14 protein-coding genes are annotated in these 18,484 nt (G+C 67.8%); 6 read left to right on the top strand and 8 right to left on the bottom strand.

All coding sequences use genetic code 11. The features are described 5' to 3' along the window. Positions 1 to 24: 24 nt before the first annotated feature. A complete protein-coding gene (bfr, locus tag CR156_RS04310) occupies positions 25 to 513 on the bottom strand; it encodes a bacterioferritin (RefSeq protein WP_025877631.1) in 489 nt (162 codons plus the stop codon). A gap of 125 nt (positions 514 to 638) precedes the next feature. On the opposite strand from bfr, the gene CR156_RS04305 reads away from it, so the two are divergent. Next, the gene (locus CR156_RS04305; protein WP_100552028.1) at positions 639 to 2,969 is read left to right on the top strand and encodes a penicillin acylase family protein; all 2,331 of its coding nucleotides are present in this window, start codon (positions 639 to 641) and stop codon (positions 2,967 to 2,969) included. Between the two features lie 123 nt (positions 2,970 to 3,092). Here the strand turns inward: CR156_RS04305 and CR156_RS04300 are convergent, their stop codons facing one another. Together CR156_RS04300 and asnB are read right to left on the bottom strand one after the other, a co-directional pair. Then, positions 3,093 to 4,481 carry a cation:proton antiporter domain-containing protein gene (locus CR156_RS04300; protein ID WP_100552027.1) on the bottom strand — a complete coding sequence of 463 codons (1,389 nt, stop codon included), beginning with the start codon at positions 4,479 to 4,481 and terminating at the stop codon, positions 3,093 to 3,095. 106 nt (positions 4,482 to 4,587) lie between these two features. Beyond that, on the bottom strand, positions 4,588 to 6,279 hold the full coding sequence (asnB, locus tag CR156_RS04295; protein WP_100552026.1) for an asparagine synthase B: 1,692 nt from the start codon (positions 6,277 to 6,279) through the stop codon (positions 4,588 to 4,590). A gap of 358 nt (positions 6,280 to 6,637) precedes the next feature. Here asnB and CR156_RS04290 point away from each other — a divergent pair, with 358 nt between their 5' ends. After that, on the top strand, positions 6,638 to 7,531 hold the full coding sequence (locus CR156_RS04290; RefSeq protein ID WP_100552025.1) for a tetratricopeptide repeat protein: 894 nt from the start codon (positions 6,638 to 6,640) through the stop codon (positions 7,529 to 7,531). 46 nt (positions 7,532 to 7,577) lie between these two features. Here the strand turns inward: CR156_RS04290 and dapE are convergent, their stop codons facing one another. Genes dapE through map form a run of 5 tightly spaced genes read right to left on the bottom strand, consistent with a single transcriptional unit; the run spans position 7,578 to position 13,599 of the window. Further along, positions 7,578 to 8,705, bottom strand: a complete 1,128-nt coding sequence (gene dapE, locus CR156_RS04285) for a succinyl-diaminopimelate desuccinylase (protein ID WP_100552024.1) — start codon at positions 8,703 to 8,705, stop codon at positions 7,578 to 7,580. Beyond that, positions 8,702 to 9,067 carry an arsenate reductase gene (locus CR156_RS04280; protein WP_025877641.1) on the bottom strand — a complete coding sequence of 122 codons (366 nt, stop codon included), beginning with the start codon at positions 9,065 to 9,067 and terminating at the stop codon, positions 8,702 to 8,704. Before CR156_RS04280 ends, dapE begins: the two co-directional genes overlap by 4 nt. 13 nt (positions 9,068 to 9,080) lie before the next feature. Next, complete coding sequence (dapD, locus tag CR156_RS04275) at positions 9,081 to 10,127, bottom strand: 2,3,4,5-tetrahydropyridine-2,6-dicarboxylate N-succinyltransferase (RefSeq protein ID WP_100552023.1); 1,047 nt, start codon at positions 10,125 to 10,127, stop codon at positions 9,081 to 9,083. After that, on the bottom strand, positions 10,127 to 12,736 hold the full coding sequence (locus CR156_RS04270) for a [protein-PII] uridylyltransferase (protein WP_457852736.1): 2,610 nt from the start codon (positions 12,734 to 12,736) through the stop codon (positions 10,127 to 10,129). The genes dapD and CR156_RS04270 overlap by 1 nt, the downstream gene beginning before the upstream one ends. Positions 12,737 to 12,756: 20 nt before the next feature. Further along, positions 12,757 to 13,599, bottom strand: a complete 843-nt coding sequence (map, locus tag CR156_RS04265; protein WP_089239865.1) for a type I methionyl aminopeptidase — start codon at positions 13,597 to 13,599, stop codon at positions 12,757 to 12,759. A 173-nt stretch (positions 13,600 to 13,772) separates the two neighbouring features. Between map and CR156_RS04260 the strand changes: the two genes are divergently transcribed. Genes CR156_RS04260 through CR156_RS04245 form a run of 4 tightly spaced genes read left to right on the top strand, consistent with a single transcriptional unit; the run spans position 13,773 to position 18,439 of the window. Next, on the top strand, positions 13,773 to 14,300 hold the full coding sequence (locus tag CR156_RS04260; RefSeq protein WP_100552021.1) for a Csu type fimbrial protein: 528 nt from the start codon (positions 13,773 to 13,775) through the stop codon (positions 14,298 to 14,300). Beyond that, entirely contained in the window at positions 14,300 to 15,052 is a 753-nt protein-coding gene (locus CR156_RS04255) for a fimbrial biogenesis chaperone (RefSeq protein ID WP_100552020.1), read from the top strand. The genes CR156_RS04260 and CR156_RS04255 overlap by 1 nt, the downstream gene beginning before the upstream one ends. A gap of 7 nt (positions 15,053 to 15,059) precedes the next feature. Further along, the gene (locus CR156_RS04250) at positions 15,060 to 17,402 is read left to right on the top strand and encodes a fimbria/pilus outer membrane usher protein (protein ID WP_100552019.1); all 2,343 of its coding nucleotides are present in this window, start codon (positions 15,060 to 15,062) and stop codon (positions 17,400 to 17,402) included. Between the two features lie 2 nt (positions 17,403 to 17,404). Then, positions 17,405 to 18,439 (top strand): Csu type fimbrial protein, encoded by a 1,035-nt coding sequence (locus CR156_RS04245; RefSeq protein ID WP_100554074.1) that lies wholly within the window; start codon positions 17,405 to 17,407, stop codon positions 18,437 to 18,439. Positions 18,440 to 18,484 lie beyond the last annotated feature (45 nt).

Genomic DNA, 18,484 nt, shown 5'->3' with positions numbered 1-18,484 from the left:
CGGCTCTACAAAGGCGGTACTGGATCAGTGCGCCGGGGCGCCGCTGCCGTCGATCTTGCTCAGCTGGTACAGCTCCAGGCCGATGCGCTTGATCAGGCCCAACTGCTGCTCCAGCCACCACGCGTGGTCTTCCTCGGTGTCCTTCAACTGCGCCAGCAGCATGTCGCGGCTCACGTAGTCGCCCTTCTCCTCGCACAGCTTCATGCCGGCGGCGAGGTTGTTGCGAACGGCGTATTCGGTGTCCAGGTCCTTGCGCAGCATCTCCTCCACGGTCTTGCCCGGCTCGGTGGCATGCGGGCGCATGTCCGGGTCGCCGCCCAGGAACAGGATCCGGCGCAGCAGCGCGTCGGCATGCTGGGTCTCTTCTTCCATCTCGTGGTTCAGGCGTTCGTACAGCGCGAACAGGCCCTGGTCCTCGTAGCGGCGGGAGTGGATGAAGTACTGGTCGCGGGCGGCGAGTTCGCCGCGCAGCAGTTCCTTCAGGCAGGCGATGACGTCCGGGTTGCCTTTCATGGGGGGAGCTCCTGTGAATCGATGGCGCCCATGGTGCCCCATCTGGAAATACGGTGATCTAATCGGAATCAGTCGCAGTTGCGCCTGCGGCTACAATCGGCCGACATGCTCGGGAAGGACCTGCAATGCGTCGTACGTGGCGGTGGATTCTGGGTGCGTTGGTCGCGATCGTGCTGCTCGCGGTGCTGGTCCTGTGGTTGCTGCTGCGCGGCAGCTTGGCCGAGCTGGACGGCGAGCGCCCTTTGCCCGGGCTGGCCGGCAAGGTCACCGTGGAGCGCGATGCGCTGGGGGTGGTCACCATCACCGCCGGCAACAAGGCCGATGCGCTGCGGGCGCTCGGCCGTATTCACGCGCAGGAACGTTATTTCGAAATGGACCTGATGCGGCGCAGTGCCGCCGGTGAACTGTCCGCGCTGTTCGGGGCGAAGGCGATCGAGGCCGACAAGCGCATGCGCGTACACCGCCTGCGTGCGCGCACCGAGGCCCATCTGCAGGATGCGCTGGGCAGCGACCCTGCGGCCGTGCGCGCCTATGTGGACGGGGTCAACCAGGGCCTGGGCAGCCTGGCGGTGCGGCCATGGGCCTACCTGCTGCTGCGGCAGGCGCCGCAACCGTGGCAGGCCAGCGACAGCGTGCTGGCAGGCCTGGCCATGTACGCGGACCTGCAGGATCCCAGCAACCAGTCCGAACTGGCCCTGCAGCGCATCCGCGCGGTGGTGCCGCCGGCCCTGTATGCCCTGCTGGCGCATGACGGCAGCGAATGGGACGCGCCGCTGGCCGGCGCTCCCCGCGGCAACGCCCCCCTGCCCGATGCCAACCAGCTGGACCTGCGCACGCTGAAGGCCTCGACCGGCCAGGCTGCGGAAGATGCCGACGCGGTCGGCAGCAACAATTTCGCCGTTGCCGGCGCGCTGACCACCGATGGCCGTGCGATCGTCGCCGACGACATGCACCTGGGCCTGCGCGCCCCCAGCCTGTGGTTCCGTGTGCGCCTGCGCTACCCCGATCCGCAGGCCGCAGGTGGCCAGGTCGACGTCAGCGGGTTCTCGCTGCCGGGCGTGCCGGCGGTGATTGTCGGCAGCAACGGCCACGTGGCCTGGGGTTTCACCAACAGCTACATCGACACCGCCGACTTCCGCAGCGAGCCCGCCGACGCCACGGTGACCGTGCATGAGGAACGGATCGTCGTGGCCGGCGGCACCGACGTGCAATTCCCGGTACGCGAAACCGCGTGGGGGCCGATCCTGCACACCCACGCCGATGGCAGCGGTGACGCCCTGCGCTGGGTCGCGCAGTTGCCGGGCGCGGTGCGCATGGACTTCGCCGACATGGCACGCGCCGCCGATCTGGACCAGGCCCTGCAGATTGCCGACCACGCCGGCATTCCCGCACAGAACCTGCTCATCGGCGACCGCAGCGGGCGCATCGCGTGGCGCCTGGTCGGCGCGCGACCTGACCGTGGCCCGAGCTGCGCGCCACTGGGCTTCAATGACAATCAGGCCAACCCAGGCTGCGCACCCTGGCCGATCCGCAGCGACGCCGCGCCGAGCCTGATCGATCCACCCGCGCATCGGCTGTGGACCGCCAACAGCCGCGTGGTGGACGAGGCGACCTTGGCCACCGTCGGCAACGGCGGCTACGACCTCGGTGCACGCGGACGGCAGATCCGTGATCTGCTGGCCACACAGGAGCGCTTCGACGAACACGACCTGCTGGCAATCCAGCTGGACGACCGCGCAGTGTTCCTGCAGCGCTGGTGGGTGCTGCTGCAGGAGGTGATCGAGCACAGCGACGATCCGGCACTGAAGCGGTTGGGCACGGTCAGCCGCCATTGGGACGGGCGCGCCGCGATCAATTCGACCAGCTACCGGGTGGTGCGCGAGTTCCGTACACAGGTGCTCGACACGCTGAACGATGCGCTGCTGGCACCGGCCCGGGCGCAGCTGGGCGAGGACTTCCTGGCACCACGTCTGGCGCAGCTGGAAGGTGTCGCCTGGCCGATGCTGGAACAGCGACCCGCCAACCTGCTGCCGCCCGCGTACACCAGCTGGGATGCGCTGCTGGCCGACGCTGCACGTCGCACCGAAGCGGAGCTGTCCACGCAGGGGCCGCTGGCACACCGCAGCTGGGGCGAGCGCAATACCGCAGCGATCTGCCATCCGGTCGCGCGCGCCCTGCCCGCCTTCGCCAGCCGCTGGTTGTGCATGCCGGCCGATCCGCTGCCCGGCGACCGTGATATGCCGCGTGTACAGACGCCGACCTTCGGTGCCTCGCAGCGGATGGTGGTCTCGCCCGGCCACGAGGCCGACGGCATCGTGCACATGCCGGGTGGGCAGAGCGGCCATCCGCTGTCGCCTTACTGGGGCGCGGGCCATGAGGATTGGGTGCATGGTCGCCCCACCCCGTTCCTGCCCGGCAAGGCACAGCACACGATGACGCTGGTACCGGTGCACTGACGGCGGCACCCACATGCCCGAGGGTGCGCTGCACGCTGTAGAGCCGAGCCCATGCTCGGCTGCTTCTGGTGCGGAGCCGAGCATGGGCTCGGCTCTACAAAATGCCCGCCCGGCGCGACCGGGTCAGGCCCTGCGGCGCTCGATCAGGTTCAACAGCGGCCCGGTCATTGCGGTGGTCACCAGCGCCATGATCACCAGCACCGAGAACAGGCGGTCGCCCAGCAGGCCCAGCTCGTAGCCCAGGTTGAGCACGATCAGCTCCATCAACCCGCGGGTGTTCATCAGCGCCCCCAGTCGCCACGCTTCGCGCGAGGCCATGCCGGTGCTGCGCGCCGCACTCCAGGTGCCCAGCAGCTTGCCCACCGTGGCCACTGCGATCACCACCACGCACAGCAGGATGTCGCTGCTGCGCAGCGCGTCGGCACGCATGCGCAGGCCGGTCATGGCGAAGAACAGCGGCAGCAGCAGGGTCACCGCGAACGGTTCGACCCTGGCCACCAGCAGCTGCCGCAGCTGCGCATTGGACGACACCGCCACACCCGCAGCGAACGCGCCGAACAGCGCGTGGATGCCGAGCACTTCGGTAACCAACGCACTGGCCAATGACAGCAGCAGGATGCCCAGCAGCCAGCGTCCTTCGCGACCCGGCGCGATGGTCTGGCGGGCAAACCACGGCTTCACCAGCCCCAGCATCAGCGCGATGAACGCCACCACGCACAGCAGGTTCAGGCTGGCCGGCAGCCAGCCAGTGGCCTGCGCAGCCGCCACGATCAGCGCCAGCAGACACCACGCGGTCGCATCGCCCAACGCCGCGCAGGCAATGGCGGTCTGCCCCAGCGATGTGTGGGTGATGCCGCGATCAGCGAGGATGCGCAGCAGCACCGGGAAGGCGGTGATGCTCATCGAGATGCCGACGAACAGCGCGAACGCGGTAAAGCTCACACCTTGCGGCCCATGCTGCGGGTACAGCCAGATGGCCAGGGCCACGCCGAGCACGAACGGCACCGCGATGCCCGCGTGGCTGACGGTGAAGGCGAATCGACGACGCCCACGCAGCGCACCCAGATCCAGTTCGGCGCCGGCCACCAGCAGGAACATCAGCACGCCCAGCTGGCTGAGCATGCCCAGCGGCCCCAGCGAAGTGGCCGGGAACAGCGCGCCGTGCACCTGTGGCAGCAGACTGCCCAGCAACAGCGGCCCCATCATCAGGCCAGCGGCCATCTCGCCGATCACGGCCGGCTGGCCGAAACGCTTCAATAGTGCGCCCGCGCCCTTGGCGACCAGCAACAGCACCAGCAGCTGCAGCAGGAACAGGCCCAGCGGCGAGGCCAGGTGATGCGCCCAATCGCTGCCGACCACGGCTTCGGCCTTGCTGGCCACCGTCGGCAGCCCGGGCCCGGCATAGCGGGCCAGCAGCAGGCCGACCAGCAGCGGCACGCCGGCCCAGACCAGGTAACGCCACGCCCACTTCGTCGGCCGCACGGGACCTCCGGTCTGTACGTCCATGAACATTCCCCAATGTGCAGGGCGCCGATGATACGTCCTTGCCTGCTCCGGCGCTGTGCGCTCGCCGGGCATGGCCCGGCGCTACCGTTGTCAGGCGACCGGGCACTGCCGGTCAGGCCAGAGCCTGCTCGTGCACGCCGGCGATGGCGCGGCCCGACGGATCGGCGGCTGCGGCGAAGCTGGCGTCCCAGGCAATGGCTGCCGGCGAGGAACAGGCGATCGACTTCCCGCCCGGCACGGTTTCAGCCGCCGCATGACTGGGGAAGAACTGCTCGAACAGGTGGCGGTAGTAGTACGCCTCCTTGGTCTGCGGCGGGTTGTGCGGGAAGCGCTTGTCGGCGGCGGCCAGTACGCGGTCGCTGACCTGTGCTTCGGCGTGCGCCTTCAGGCCGTCGATCCAACCGTAGCCGACACCATCGCTGAACTGCTCCTTCTGCCGCCACAGGATGCTGTCCGGCAGGTAGCCCTCGAAGGCCTCGCGCAGCACTGCCTTCTCGATGCGGCGACCACCGAAGCCGGCACCGACCATCTTGTGCGCGGCATCGAAACGCATGGCCACGTCGAGGAACTCGCGGTCCAGGAACGGCACGCGCGGCTCCACGCCCCAGGCCATCATCGACTTGTTGGCGCGCAGGCAATCGTAGTTGTGCAGGGCGTCGAGCTTGCGCACCAGTTCCTGGTGGAATTCGCGCGCGTCCGGTGCCTTGTGGAAGTAAAGATAGCCGCCGAAGATCTCGTCGCTGCCCTCACCGGACAGCACCATCTTCACCCCCATCGCCTTGATCCGGCGCGCCAGCAGGAACATCGGCGTGGAGGCGCGGATGGTGGTGACGTCGTAGGTTTCAATGTGGCGGATCACCTCCGGCAACACATCCAGACCTTCCTCGAAGGTGTATTCGAAGCCGTGGTGCACGGTGCCCAGCGCTTCGGCGGCGACCGCAGCAGCCGCCAGATCCGGCGAACCCTTCAGGCCGATGGCGAACGAATGCAGGCGCGGCCACCAGGCTTCGCTCTGGCCGCCATCTTCGATGCGACGCCGCGCATAACGTGCTGCCACGGCGGCAACCAGCGACGAATCCAGCCCGCCCGACAGCAGCACGCCATACGGCACGTCACTCATCAACTGGCGTTCCACCGCATGTTCAAAGGCCTGGCGCAGCTCGGCGAGATCGGCCTGGCGGCCCTGCACCTCGTCGTACTCGCGCCACGGCTGCTGGTAGTAGCGCACCAGTTCGCCGCTGGCACTGTCGTAGTAATGGCCCGGCGGGAACTGGGCAACGTCGGCGCAGGTATCGACCAGCGCCTTCATTTCAGAAGCTACGCGCAGCCGCCCCTGCGCATCATGGCCCCAGTACAGCGGCACCACGCCGACCGGATCGCGCGCCACCAGCACACGGCCGGCTGCACGGTCCCACAGGGCAAAGGCGAAGATGCCGTTGAGCTGTTCCAGCCACTGCGCGGGCGATCCGCCCTGACGGTACAGCGCGTTGATCACCTCGCAGTCCGAGCCGGTCTGGAAGGCATAGGCTTCGGCGAGGCCGGCCTTGAGCTGCTGGTGGTTGTAGATCTCGCCGTTGACCGCCAGCGCCAGCTGCCCGTCTTCGGACAGCAGCGGCTGCGAGCCGCCGGCCGGATCGACGATGGCCAGGCGCTCGTGGACCAGCAGCGCGCCTTCGTCCAGGTACACGCCGCTCCAGTCCGGGCCGCGATGGCGCTGGCGCTGCGACAGCTCCAGCGCATGGCGGCGCAGGGAAGGAAGATCGTCACCGGCCTGCAGGCCGAAAATACCGAAGATCGAACACATGGGTGGAACTCCTGTTGTGGGGAAGTACACGGGGGGAAGGTGTTCGACCGGCCATCCAGGCCCGGGTGGGGCTGCGCCCGGGCACAAAAAAACCCGCATCGGCCGATGCGGGTTTTCTGGTGTCCGGGCGTATGTTGCTGTCTATCTACCCAGGGCGCAGTCCCGCATCGGCCGCGCACGATTATTCGCGCGCAGATTATTGCGGTTGCTGTTGTTGACGGCGGTGGCCAGGCGGAGCGACATGGATCCGACCGTAACCGGGTTTCCGGCGCGGCGCAACAGTTGCGATGGCAACCGATTCAGCGGCCACGCCGGTAGCGACCCCGATAATTCCCTGCCCGCTTTCCGGAATTCATGGATGAACCCTTGCTGCCGTCGCCTGCTGCCCCTCCTGGCCCTGATCGCCCTGGCCGGCTGTGCGACCACGCCCACCCGCCCGGTCGATGACAGCGAACGCGACGCCCTGGCCGCAGCTGCCGATGGCCAGTTCGATTCGGCGTTGCGCGTGGCCAAGCTGTACCAGTACCGCAACGACGTGCGCGCGCTGGACTGGTACGCGCGCGCCGCTGCCACCTCGCCGCGCACCCATCGCACCACAAGCGCCGAGGAACAGCTGGGCACGATCCTGGAACGCGGCCGGCTGGACAGTGCTGATACCCCGCAGAAGCCCGACGCGGTGGTGCTGAAACCCTCCGCGCGCAAGGCCTACCGCTGGTACCACCGCGCTGCCTATCACGGCTCGCCGTATGCGATGAGCGATCTGGAGACGTGGTATGAGCGACGTGGCGACATGGAGGGCGCACTGCGCTGGCGCCTGCGCCGCGCGGTCTACCTGCGTCAGTTGTACAAGCTGCAGCCGTTGCGCGATGCCACCAGCGGGTCCGCGAAACCCGGCACTCCGCTCAGCGCTGATGCCTCACCGAACCCGGTGATCGCGCGCATCCAGCGCCGCGCCGCGCGCGGCGATGCCGAAGCGCAGGTGGACCTGGGCACGCTGTACGAGGCCGGCATCGGCGTGGTGCAGGACAAAACCGAAGCGCTGCGCTGGTATGAGCGTGCCGCTGCGCAGGGCAACGTGTATGGCCAGTACCTGGCCGGACTGGCTCTCGGTCGCGGCGGCGATGGCCTGCAGAAGAACGTAGATGCCGCGGCGGCGTGGTTCGCCAAGGCACACGCGCAGGACTTCTACATGGCCGACGAGTCGTACTGGCGCGAAGCGATCAAACCGCCGTTCTTCCAGTTCTCGGAATAGCGCCGGGCGATGCCCGGCGTATCCACAGCAACCTGCTGGACGAGCGCTACACCAGCAGGCGTTCAACCAGTCGCTGGTACAGCCCCGGCAGCGCTTCCAGCTCGTCCACGCGCACGTTTTCATCCACCTGGTGGATGCTTGCGTTGACCGGGCCGACTTCGATGCACTGCGCACCCAGGGGTGCGATGAAGCGCGCATCGGAGGTGCCACCACCGGTGCTCTCTTCCGGCGCGCGACCGGTGTGCTCAGCCAACACGGCGCGCGCCGCTGCGCGCAACGTCCCTTCGGGCGTGTAGAACGGTTCGCCGCTGCGGTGCCACTTCAGCGTGTACTGCAGGCCATGACGGTCCAGCAGCGTGGTGATCTCCGCTTCCAGCTTCGCTGCATCCCAATGCGGGTTGTAGCGGATGTTGAAATCCACCTCCAGCTCACCGGGAATCACGTTGTTGGCGCCGGTACCGGCATGGATGTTGGAGATCTGCAGGCTGGTCGCCGGGAAGCTCTCATAGCCCTCGTCCCAGCGCCGTGCGCTCAGTTCGGCCAGCATCGGCGCGGCAAGATGGATGGGGTTGCGCGCCTTGTCCGGGTAGGCCACGTGGCCCTGCACACCCTGCACGCGCAGCTTGGCCGACAGGCTGCCACGCCGTCCCACGCGCAGCAGGTCACCCAGCGTGGCGGTGGACGACGGCTCGCCGGTGATGCACCAGTCGATGCGCTGGCCGCGCTCGGCGAACAGCCGCGCGACATGGCGCACGCCGTCGATGGCATCGCCTTCTTCGTCACTGGTCAACAGCACCGCCAGCGTGCCGGTGTGCTGCGGATGGGCCGCAACGAACTGTTCGGCAGCGACCACGAACGCAGCCACGCTGCCCTTCATGTCCGCGGTACCACGACCGTACAGCACGCCATCGCGGATCTGCGGTGCGAACGGATCGCTCTGCCATGCCTCGCGCGGGCCCGGCGGCACCACGTCGGTGTGGCCCAGCAGGACCAGCACCGGTGCGCCGCTGCCGTGAGTGGCCCACAGGTTGTCGACCTCGCCCAGCCGCAGGTGCTCGCAGGTGAAACCGGCCGCCTGCAGACGTTCACCGATCAGCAGCTGGCAACCGGCATCGTCCGGGGTCACCGACGGCCGTGCAATCAGATCGCAGGCCAGGTCGAGGACGGCGCTCACGCGCCGCCCACGCCGAAGCGCGCCTTGAAGCCGTTGTCGCTGAAACCCTGGCTGACCTTGCCGTCGGCAGTCACCACCAGCGGGCGCTTGATCAGCTGCGGGTATTCGCGCAGCAGCAGCTTCCACTCCGCTTCCGAATCGGCGGCCTTGCGGTTGTCCGGCAACTGCCGCCAGGTGGTGGAGGACCTGTTGACCATCGCCGCCAGGCCACCCAGCTGGGCGGCCCATTCCAGCAGCGTTTCCGGGCTGGGCTTGTTGTCGCGGTAGTCGACGAAGGTGTACGGCACGCCGAAGCGGTCCAGCCACTTGGTCGCCTTCTTGCAGGTATCGCAGTTCTTCAGACCGTAGACGGTGGTGCTCATGCGTGCGGCTCCGTCAGTCGGCCAGGCCGCGCAGCAGGTCGTTGACGCTGGTCTTGCTGCGGGTGCGGGCATCGACCTGCTTGACGATCACCGCGCAGTACAGCGAGTGGGTACCGTCCTTGCTCGGCAGCGAGCCGGACACCACCACGCTGTACGGCGGGATGTAGCCGTAGCTGATTTCGCCGGTGGCGCGGTTGTAGATGCGGGTGCTCTGGCTGAGGAACACGCCCATGCCGATCACGCTGTGATGGCCGACGACCACGCCTTCCACCACTTCCGAACGCGCACCGATGAAGCAATGGTCTTCGATGATGGTCGGGCTGGCCTGCAGCGGTTCGAGCACGCCGCCGATGCCGGCACCACCGGACAGGTGGCAGTGCTGGCCGATCTGCGCGCAGGAACCGACGGTGGCCCAGGTGTCGACCATGGTGCCTTCGCCGACGTACGCACCGATGTTGGTGAAGCTCGGCATCAGCACCACGTCCTTGCCGAAGTACGTGCCGCGACGGGCGATCGCACCCGGCACCACGCGCACGCCGCCGCGGCGGAATTTCGCCTCGTCATAGCCGGCAAAGCGCGATTCGACCTTGTCCCAGAACGGTGCCGGGCGTGCATCGACCACGGCCATGTCGTTGACGCGGAAATACAGCAGCACGGCCTTCTTCAGCCATTCGTTGACCTTCCAGCCACCATGGCCGTCCGGCTCGGCGACGCGGAATTCGCCGCTTTCCAGGCCATCGATCACGCGGTTGACCAGCGGACGGGTCGAGCCTTCCAGTTCGTGCAGGGTCAGCGTGGCGCGGCGCTCGAAAGCGCTTTCGATGCCGAACTTCAGTTCTTCCACGCCCGGGCCGGCCGGCTTGCGCAGCGACTTGCGTGCGATGTTCTCGGCGCGCGCGGCTTCGGCGGTCTTGGCCGGGGCCTTCTTCGCTGGTGCCTTCTTCACCGCAGCCTTCTTCGGCGCGGCAGTCTTCTTCGCAACCGGCTCAGCGGCAGCGGTCTTTTTGGCTGCTGCGCTCTTGGCGGTCGCGACAGTCTTCTTTACAGGCTTGGTGGCCATCAGGCGGGGTCTCCAGCGTTTCGATCAGGGTCCAGGCAGGCCAGCATTGCGTCATGCAGCTGCTGCCGGGCGGATTCAGTCAGGGGGAGGTCGTGTTCGTCACTGATCACGAAGGTGTCTTCGGCGCGTTCGCCGAATGTGGCAATGCGCGCGTCCTGCACGCGCAGTCCCTGGTTGCGCAGCACGAACGCCACGTCGGCCAGCAGGCCGGGGCGGTCGGGTGCGACCAGGGCGAAACGGGTCGCGCCGGGTTCATCGCGGAACTCGATGCGCGGGGCAAAACGGAAGTGGCGAAGCTGGCGTGGCACCACCCGGCGCGAGGGACGCAGCCGCGTCAAATCGCCACTGAGCGCCTCGCGCAGGGCCGCTTCCAGATTGGCGCTGCTGCCATCGGCAAACGTATCGGCCGGGCTCACTTCAAAATTATCGAAAATCGTGTCGGCAGGACCATCCAGCACGCGCGCGCGGTGGATGCCGTAGCCCTTGCGGTCCAACGTCATCACGATCGCGGCGAACAGGCCGTCACGGTCCGGCGAGTGCACGAACACTTCCAGTGCTGGGTCGTCGACGCTGATCCGACGTACCTTCACCAGCGTCTGGCCCTGCTTGATCGGTACCAGCGCGGCGGCCTGCCAGGCCAGCTGTTCCGGGCGCAGGCGGATGAAGCCTTCGTCGGGCATCACCGCGAACTGGCGGTCGATGGTGGCATCGTCGTAGCCCTGCTCGCGCACCAGCGCACGCACACTGTCGCGCGCTTCGGCCACGCGCTCGGCGGCCGGCACCGGATGCTCCAGGCCCTCGCGCAGCGCGCGCCGGGTCGCGAAGTACAGATCGGCCAGCAGCCGGTCCTTCCACGCGTTCCACAGTTTCGGGCTGGTGCCGGCGATGTCGGCGCAGGTCAGCAGATAGAGGTAATCGAGGCGGTCGCGGCTGCCGACCAGGGTCGCGAAACGATGGATCACGTCCGCATCGGCGATGTCCTGCTTCTGCGCGGTCACCGACATCCGCAGGTGCTGTTCGACCAGCCAGGCCACCAGCTCGGTATCCGAACCGCTCAGCCCCTGCGCGTGGCAGAAGGCCCGTGCATCGACCGCGCCCAGTTCGGAATGATCGCCGCCGCGCCCCTTGGCGATGTCGTGGAACAGGCCGGCCAGCAGCAGCAGTTCGGGCTTGCGCAGGCGCGGCCAGACTTCATGGGCGATCGAGAAACGTTCGTCGGCGCGACTGCTGGCGAACAGCCCCATGTTGCGCAGGACCATCAGCGTGTGCTGGTCGACGGTGTAGACGTGGAACAGGTCGAACTGCATGCGCCCGCTGACCTGGGCGAACGCGGGAATCCACTGCCCGAGCACGCCCAGCCGCGCCATGCGCGAAAGCGTGTCGACCGGGCGCTGGCCACGCAGCAGGGCCATGAACTGTTCGCGCGCGTCAGGGTCTGCCTGGTCATAGGCAGGCAGCAGCGGCAGCGATTCGGCCAGCGCGCGCGCGGTCAACGAATGCAGGCCGCGGATCTGCGGATTGTTCGCCCAGCTGGCGAACAGCGCGAAGACCTGGCCGATGTCCGCGTTCGGCCAGTCGGCATCGTTGGCCGCCAGATAGCCACGGCGCAGGGCGAACCCCACGGTCAGCGGCTCGGGCTGCGCCTCGCCATCGAACTGTTCCTCGAAGCGCTGCAGCAGACGATCGCTGATCCGCCGCACCACCGACGCGGCGCGGTAGAAGCCCTGCATCATCTTCTCGACGCCCAGGCTTTCGGCGTCGTCTTCAAAGCCCAGGCGCGCGGCCAGGGTCTTCTGGTAATCGAAGCGCAGGCGCTCTTCCGGGCGTCGCGCCACCAGATGCAGGCCGAAGCGAAGTCGTGCCAGCACCGCGCGTTCGCGCTTCAGCGCAGCGGCCTCGTCAGCGCCCAGATGGCCCAGGCCGACCAGCGCTTCCAGACCGCGCACACCAAACGCACGCAGCGCCATCCAGCCCAGCGTATTGAGATCACGCAGGCCGCCGGGGCCATCCTTCAGGTCCGGCTCCAGGTTGTCGGCAGTGTCACCGAAGCGCTGGTGACGGTTGCGCAGTTCCTCGAGCTTGGCCAGGAAAAACGCACGCGGTGGCCACAGTTCGCGGTCATCCACCGCCGCACGCAGCGCACGCCGCGCTGCCTCATCAGCCATCAGCGGACGCGCTTCGATCAATGCCGTCAGCACGGTCTGGTCAGCAGCGGCCTCGCTGCATTGCGCGGCCGAACGCACCGCGTGACTCACCGCCAGGCCGCAATCCCACAGCAGCGCGAACAGCCGCGCGAGCGCGTCCTCGTGGGCCAGCTGCGCGAGCGGATCGCCGAACACCAGCAGGTCGATGTCCGAGCGCGGGAACAGTTCACCACGCCCATAGCCACCTACTGCGAACAGCGACAGGCCACTGTCGGCCGGCAGGCAGCGCTGCCATGCATGGCGGATCAGGTGATCGGCCGCGCGCGCGCGCAACGCCAGCAGGCGCTCGATGTTGTCGCCCTGGTCGAAGCGGCGGTACAGGCGCGTATCGGCCTGCTGCAGCGCATCGCGCGCGGCAGCAGCCCAATCCGGGTCGTTGAGCGACGCGGCCGGCGTGTCCAGCAGCGAACTCGCCGGCAGCATCGTCAGGAGACCTGCGACTCGCCCGGCGACAGGGTCAGCACGTCCACGCCGGTCTCGGTGACCGCGATCATGTGCTCCCACTGCGCCGACAGCTTGCGGTCCTTGGTCACTACGGTCCAGCCATCGGGCAGCACCTTGTTGTAGCGGGTGCCCTCGTTGATCATCGGCTCGATGGTGAAGGTCATGCCCGGCTGCAGCACCAGGCCCTGGCCCGGACGGCCGTAGTGCACCACCTGCGGTTCATCGTGGTAGACCTTGCCGATGCCGTGACCGCAGTACTCGCGCACCACGCTGAAACGCTCGCCTTCGGCATAGCTCTGGATCGCATGGCCGACGTCGCCCAGGGTTGCGCCCGGACGCACCGCGCGGATGCCGCGCCACATGGCCTCATAGGTGGCGTCGACCAGGCGCTTGGCCATCACCGACGGGGTGCCGACGAAGTACATGCGGCTGGTGTCGCCATGCCAGCCGTCCTTGATGACGGTGACGTCGATATTGATGATGTCGCCATCCTTGAGGACCTTCCCTTCGCTGGGAATGCCGTGGCAGATGACATTGTTGACCGAGGTGCACACGGTCTTTGGGAAGCCGCGGTAGCCGACGTTGGCCGGAATGGCGCCCTGCACGTTCACGACATGGTCGTGGCAGATGCGGTCCAGTTCCTCGGTCGTGACACCGGGCTTGACGTGGGGGGTGACGATGTCGAGCACTTCGCTGGCCAGGCGGCCGGCGATGCGCATCATCTCGATTTCCTGCGGGGTTTTGATATTCACGCTCATGGCTCCCATTATCGCCGATCCGGCCGCAATCTGAACGAACGCCACCCAACTGGCGATCCGGGCCATGCACGGATCCGGCAAGGAAGGTGAAAGCGTGATGGCCCACACCCTTTCGAATCCCTGATTCTCACGCAATACAGACACTTACGGTGCCTACGCTGGGGTCACTGTCGTCAAAACGGCGCTGAATGTGCCGTTTTCGCCCTGTTCAACGGACCTTCGGGTCAGGGAGGTTGTCCATGCGATCCGCAGCTCGTTCCCCTTTGGCCTGGGCCCTGGCCCTGCTGGTGGCAGGCCCGGCCGCCGCCGCTGATACCACCACGTTCAACGTCACCCTGGTGGTCACCAAGGCCTGCACCATTACTGCGGCCGCAGCCACCAACGTCGACTTCGGCACCGCCGCTTCCACCACCGCCACCCCGACCCTGGGCCAGGGCACTGTGACCGCGCAGTGTTCGGCGCTGACCCCGTACACCATCGCGCTGAATGCCGGTGCCAATGCCGGCACGGCCAATGACGTCACCACGCGGCGGATGAAGAACACCAACGCCGCAGTGACCGCGAACAACTACGTGGGCTACCAGCTCTACCAGGATGCCGCACACACCCTGGTCTGGGGCGCCACTACCGGCACCAACACCCAGGCCGGCATCGGCACCGGGCTGGCGGTGCCCTACATCGTCTACGGCCAGATCCTCAACCTGAGCACGGCCAACGCTGCTACCGGCAACTACCTGGATACCGTTACCGCCACGATCACCTATTGATGGAGCACGCCCGCATGGCCGGATCCCGCCCGTGGCGCGCCACCGGCTTGGCGCTGCTCGTCTTCAGCCTGCTTGGGGTCAACGAGGTCTCGGCGACCAGCTTGCAGGTCGCCCCCACCAGCCTGCAGCTGGAAGCACGCCAGCGCGCTGGCGAACTGTGGTTGACCAACAGCGGCACCTCGCCGGTGAAGCTGCAGGTAAGGGTGTTCCGGTGGGTACAGCAGGACGGGAAGGAGCAACTGCTGCCCACCGAGGATCTGCTGGCTACGCCACCGATGCAGGAACTGGCAGCGGGCCAGCAGCAGCTGGTGCGGGTCATGCGTGCCGTTGCCGACGCACCGGCTGCGCAGCAGTACTACCGGCTGATCGTCGATGAGGTGCCCGATCTGGCCACGCGCAGCGAAGGCATGCAGTTCGTACTGCGCTATTCCATCCCGGTGTTCGTGCAACCCGGCGCCAGCGCCCGGCTGGCACCGCAGCTGCACGCCCGCCTGGTCCGGCTGGACGACGGTCGCAACGGCGTGGAAGTAGGCAATACCGGCAACAGCTACGCGCAGATCGCCGACCTCGCCCTGGGCAGCCCGGAGCGGCCGCGTATCGTCCATCCCGGCCTGCTGGGCTACGTGCTGCCCGGCCAGGTCATGCGCTGGCCGCTGGAGCGCACGGCGATCGACCGCGACAACGACCAGATCACGGCCAAGCTCAATGGCGAGTCGGAACAGACGTCGCTGCCGCCACCACCGGCTCGCTGAGGCGCTGATGAGCGCAGCGCTCGGTGCGGCCCTGTCCCCGGCGGCCCATGCAGCCGATGTCTCCGGGGTCTCCGCCGATGCCCTGCTGCCGCCACCGACCCCACTCACGGCCAACCAGACGCTGTACCTGGACGTGACCCTCAACAGCACGCCACGCGGCCTGCTGCCCTTCACCGACAATCGCGGCCGCCTGCAGGCCAGCCCCGAGATCCTGCGCCAGCTCGGTTTCAATGCCAGTGGCGATGCTCCCGTGTATCTGGACCAGATCAGCGGCGCGGTGGTGCGTTATGACGCCCACCTGCAGACCCTCGCGCTGGACGTGCCACTGGACCAGTTGACCCTGCCCACGACCGTGCTCGGCCGCCCGCAGGCGCGCGCGCCGCGCAGCAGCGCCTCGCCCGGCGTCCTGCTCAATTACGACCTGTATGGCAGCCGCGTCGACCGCCTCGGCAATCTGACCCTGAGCTCTGAACTGCGGGTGTTCGGCGTGGGTGCCGGCACCTTCGAGAACACCGCGGTCAGCCGTCGCTACCAGACCGGAGACCGCCACTGGCGCAGCGACAGCGTACGCCTGGACACGCGCTGGACCCTGGATTTCCCGGACAGGGCGCTGACTCTGGAGGTGGGCGACTTCTACAGCGGCTTCGTCGACTGGAGCCGGCCGGTACGCCTGGGCGGCCTGCAGATCGGCCGCAATTACGGATTGCAGCCGTACCGTGTGCTTACCCCGACGCCGGCCTTCCTCGGCCAGGCGGTGGTGCCATCCACGGTCGAGCTGTATGTCGATGGCCTGCGCCAGTACAGCGGCCAGGTGCCGGTCGGACCATTCCAGCTGGCGGCGCAACCGGGCATCAGCGGCAACGGCAGCGCGCAGGTCGTGGTCACCGATGCGTTCGGCCGCATGCAGACCCTGGATTTCAGCTTCTACGGCACCCAGCAACTGCTGGCCAAGGGCCTGTCGGACTGGTCGCTCGGCGTCGGCCAGCTGCGCGAGCAGTTCGGCGAGCGCTCCTTCGCCTACGACGACCGTACCGTGGCAAGCGCCAGCTGGCGCGGCGGCGTCAGCGACACATTCACCGGCGAAGCACACGCCGAAGGTGGCGGCGGCCTGGCACAGGCCGGCGTGGGCGGCTGGTGGCTGCTGGGCGGCGCGGGCGTGGTCAATGCCGCGTACGCCCACAGCCGCTACCAGGGCCTGCAGGGCGGCCAGTGGGCGCTGGGGTACAGCTGGAACAACCGTCGTTTCAACGTCAATCTGCGCAGCGTGCGCAGCCACGGCGACTACCGCGACCTGGGCGCGCTGCAGGCCAACCTGCCGCCCAGCATCAGCGAGCAGGCCACGGTCGGCCTGGACCTGCTGCGCCTGGGCTCCCTGAGCGCCAGCTACCTGCGCCTGCGCTATCCCGATGGCGAGGACAACCGCTATGCCAGCCTGTTCTGGTCACGCAGCTGGCGCCAGCGCTGGTCGGCCTACCTGTCGGTCAACCAGAACCTGGACAACAGCGATGACCGCAGTGTCTACCTGTCGCTGACCGCGAGCCTGGGCAACAACCGCCAGGCCAGCCTGTCCACCCAGCGCAACGGCGACCGCCAGAGCTGGGTCGCCGATGTCACCCAGCCAGTCCCGGGTGACGGCAGTGCCGGGGGGATCGGTTGGCGCGCACAGGTCCGCCACGGCGACGACGGCAGCGGCGGCCTGGCCGAAGTCGGCATCCTCAACGATGTCGGTCGCTACGCCTTCGGTGCCTCGCGCCAGGCCGGCCTCAACTACGCCTATGGCAGCGCCAGCGGCAGCCTGGTGTGGATGGCCGGGCACACCTTCGCCGCCCGCGAAGTCGCCGATGCCTTCGCGGTGGTCAGCACGAATGGCATTGGCGGTGTTCCCGTGCGGCTTGAGAACCGCCTGATCGGTGTCACCGACGATCGTGGCCTGCTGCTGATCAGCCCACTGCTGTCCTGGCAGCGCAACCGCGTCTCCATCGACACCCTGGACCTGCCGGCGGACATGCGCGCCGATCGCATCGAGGACTGGGTAACACCGCGCCAGCGTGCCGGCACCGGCCTGACCTTCAACCTGCGCTCGCGGCCGTCGTTGACCCTCACCGTGCAGGACATGGCGGGGCAGCCGCTGGAAGCAGGCAGCGAGGTGCAACTGGCGGATGGCCGCCAGGCCTCGGTCGGTTACGACGGACTGCTGTACCTGGAAGACGTGGCCGCTGGCACCGTGCTGTACATCACCACCAGCAGGGGGCAGTGCCGTACGCGGGTACCGGCATCGCCGCAGGTGGTCGCCGCAGGTGCGCGGCCTCGTCCGGCGCCCCTGCAATGCGTGCCGGAGGTGGCGCCGTGAGCCTGCGCCCGCTGCTGCTCGGCCTGCTGCTGCTTGCAGGCCTGATCGCCAGTGCACCGACGCGCGCGGCCGCCACCTGCACCGCCACCGCCGACGCGCTGCTGCCCTTCGGCAACGTCAGCAGCGGCGCCGCAGGTGCCACCCCCGGCACCTTGAACATTGCCGTGAACTGCTCCACCGCCGCGCTCAGCCTTATCGCCACCACCGGCATCCGCGTCTGCATCGGCCTGGGCAATGGCACCGGCGGCACCAGTACTTCGCCGTGGCGGACAATGGTCAACGGCAGCAGTGATCCGCTCAATTTCCAGATATACAACGTCGCCAACTACAGCGAAGTCACCGGCCTGGCACCGCGCGGCACACCGCCCGCACAGGAACTGACGATGACCTACAGCGTGCCGCTGATCGGCGGCTCCGGCAGCCGTACCACGCAGTTGTTCGCACAGATCCCGGCCAACCAGGTGCTGGCCTCCGGCAACTACAGCAGCACCTTCACCGGTGCCAGCGTGGTGCTCACCTGGGCCTGGAACGAGGTGCTGCTGGGCACCGCCACCGTGCCAGCCACCTGCAATGGCGGCGCGACCGGCACCAACACCGCCAGCAATGCCTTCACCTTCAATGCCACTGCCACCGTGCTGCCGCAATGCGGCAGCTACCTCACCACCACCATGAATTTCGGCAACGTCACCGGCGGCATTCCCGCCAATATCGACCAGACCGCCACCCTCACCCTGACCTGCCTCAAGCGCACCGCGTTCCAGGTCAGCCTCGACAATGGCCAGAACAACCCTGCACTGAGCAGTACCCGGCGCATGCGCACCACCATCGGCAGCAACAACTATTACCTGACCTATGAGCTGTACCGGGATGCTGCGCGCAGCCAGCGCTGGGGCAATACGCTCAACGTGGACACCTTCAGCGGTGTCGGCACTGGCAGCGCGCAACCCTTGACCATCTACGGCCGGGTACCGCCGGTGAGTGACCAACCGCCGGCCGGCACCTACAACGACCTGGTACAGGTAACGATCACCTACTGAGTGACGCCCCGCACTACAGAATCCCCCATGTCGGCCGATACCGCG

It is taken from the genome of Stenotrophomonas lactitubi (assembly GCF_002803515.1).
GTDB lineage: Bacteria > Pseudomonadota > Gammaproteobacteria > Xanthomonadales > Xanthomonadaceae > Stenotrophomonas > Stenotrophomonas lactitubi.
Note: the sequence above shows the minus strand (reverse complement) of the source record. Positions and strands in the feature narration are given on the sequence as shown.

Bases quoted from the DNA above. Each gene is read 5' to 3' on its own strand.
- dapD (WP_100552023.1), bottom strand. From the start codon at position 10,127: ATGGCCACCAAGCCTGTAAAGAAGACTGTCGCGACCGCCAAGAGCGCA.
- CR156_RS04260 (WP_100552021.1), top strand. From the start codon at position 13,773: ATGCGATCCGCAGCTCGTTCCCCTTTGGCCTGGGCCCTGGCCCTGCTG.
- CR156_RS04300 (WP_100552027.1), bottom strand. From the start codon at position 4,481: ATGTTCATGGACGTACAGACCGGAGGTCCCGTGCGGCCGACGAAGTGG.
- CR156_RS04250 (WP_100552019.1), top strand. From the start codon at position 15,060: ATGAGCGCAGCGCTCGGTGCGGCCCTGTCCCCGGCGGCCCATGCAGCC.
- bfr (WP_025877631.1), bottom strand. From the start codon at position 513: ATGAAAGGCAACCCGGACGTCATCGCCTGCCTGAAGGAACTGCTGCGC.
- CR156_RS04280 (WP_025877641.1), bottom strand. From the start codon at position 9,067: ATGAGCACCACCGTCTACGGTCTGAAGAACTGCGATACCTGCAAGAAG.
- asnB (WP_100552026.1), bottom strand. From the start codon at position 6,279: ATGTGTTCGATCTTCGGTATTTTCGGCCTGCAGGCCGGTGACGATCTT.
- CR156_RS04305 (WP_100552028.1), top strand. From the start codon at position 639: ATGCGTCGTACGTGGCGGTGGATTCTGGGTGCGTTGGTCGCGATCGTG.
- map (WP_089239865.1), bottom strand. From the start codon at position 13,599: ATGGCCCGGATCGCCAGTTGGGTGGCGTTCGTTCAGATTGCGGCCGGA.
- CR156_RS04255 (WP_100552020.1), top strand. From the start codon at position 14,300: ATGGAGCACGCCCGCATGGCCGGATCCCGCCCGTGGCGCGCCACCGGC.
- CR156_RS04290 (WP_100552025.1), top strand. From the start codon at position 6,638: ATGAACCCTTGCTGCCGTCGCCTGCTGCCCCTCCTGGCCCTGATCGCC.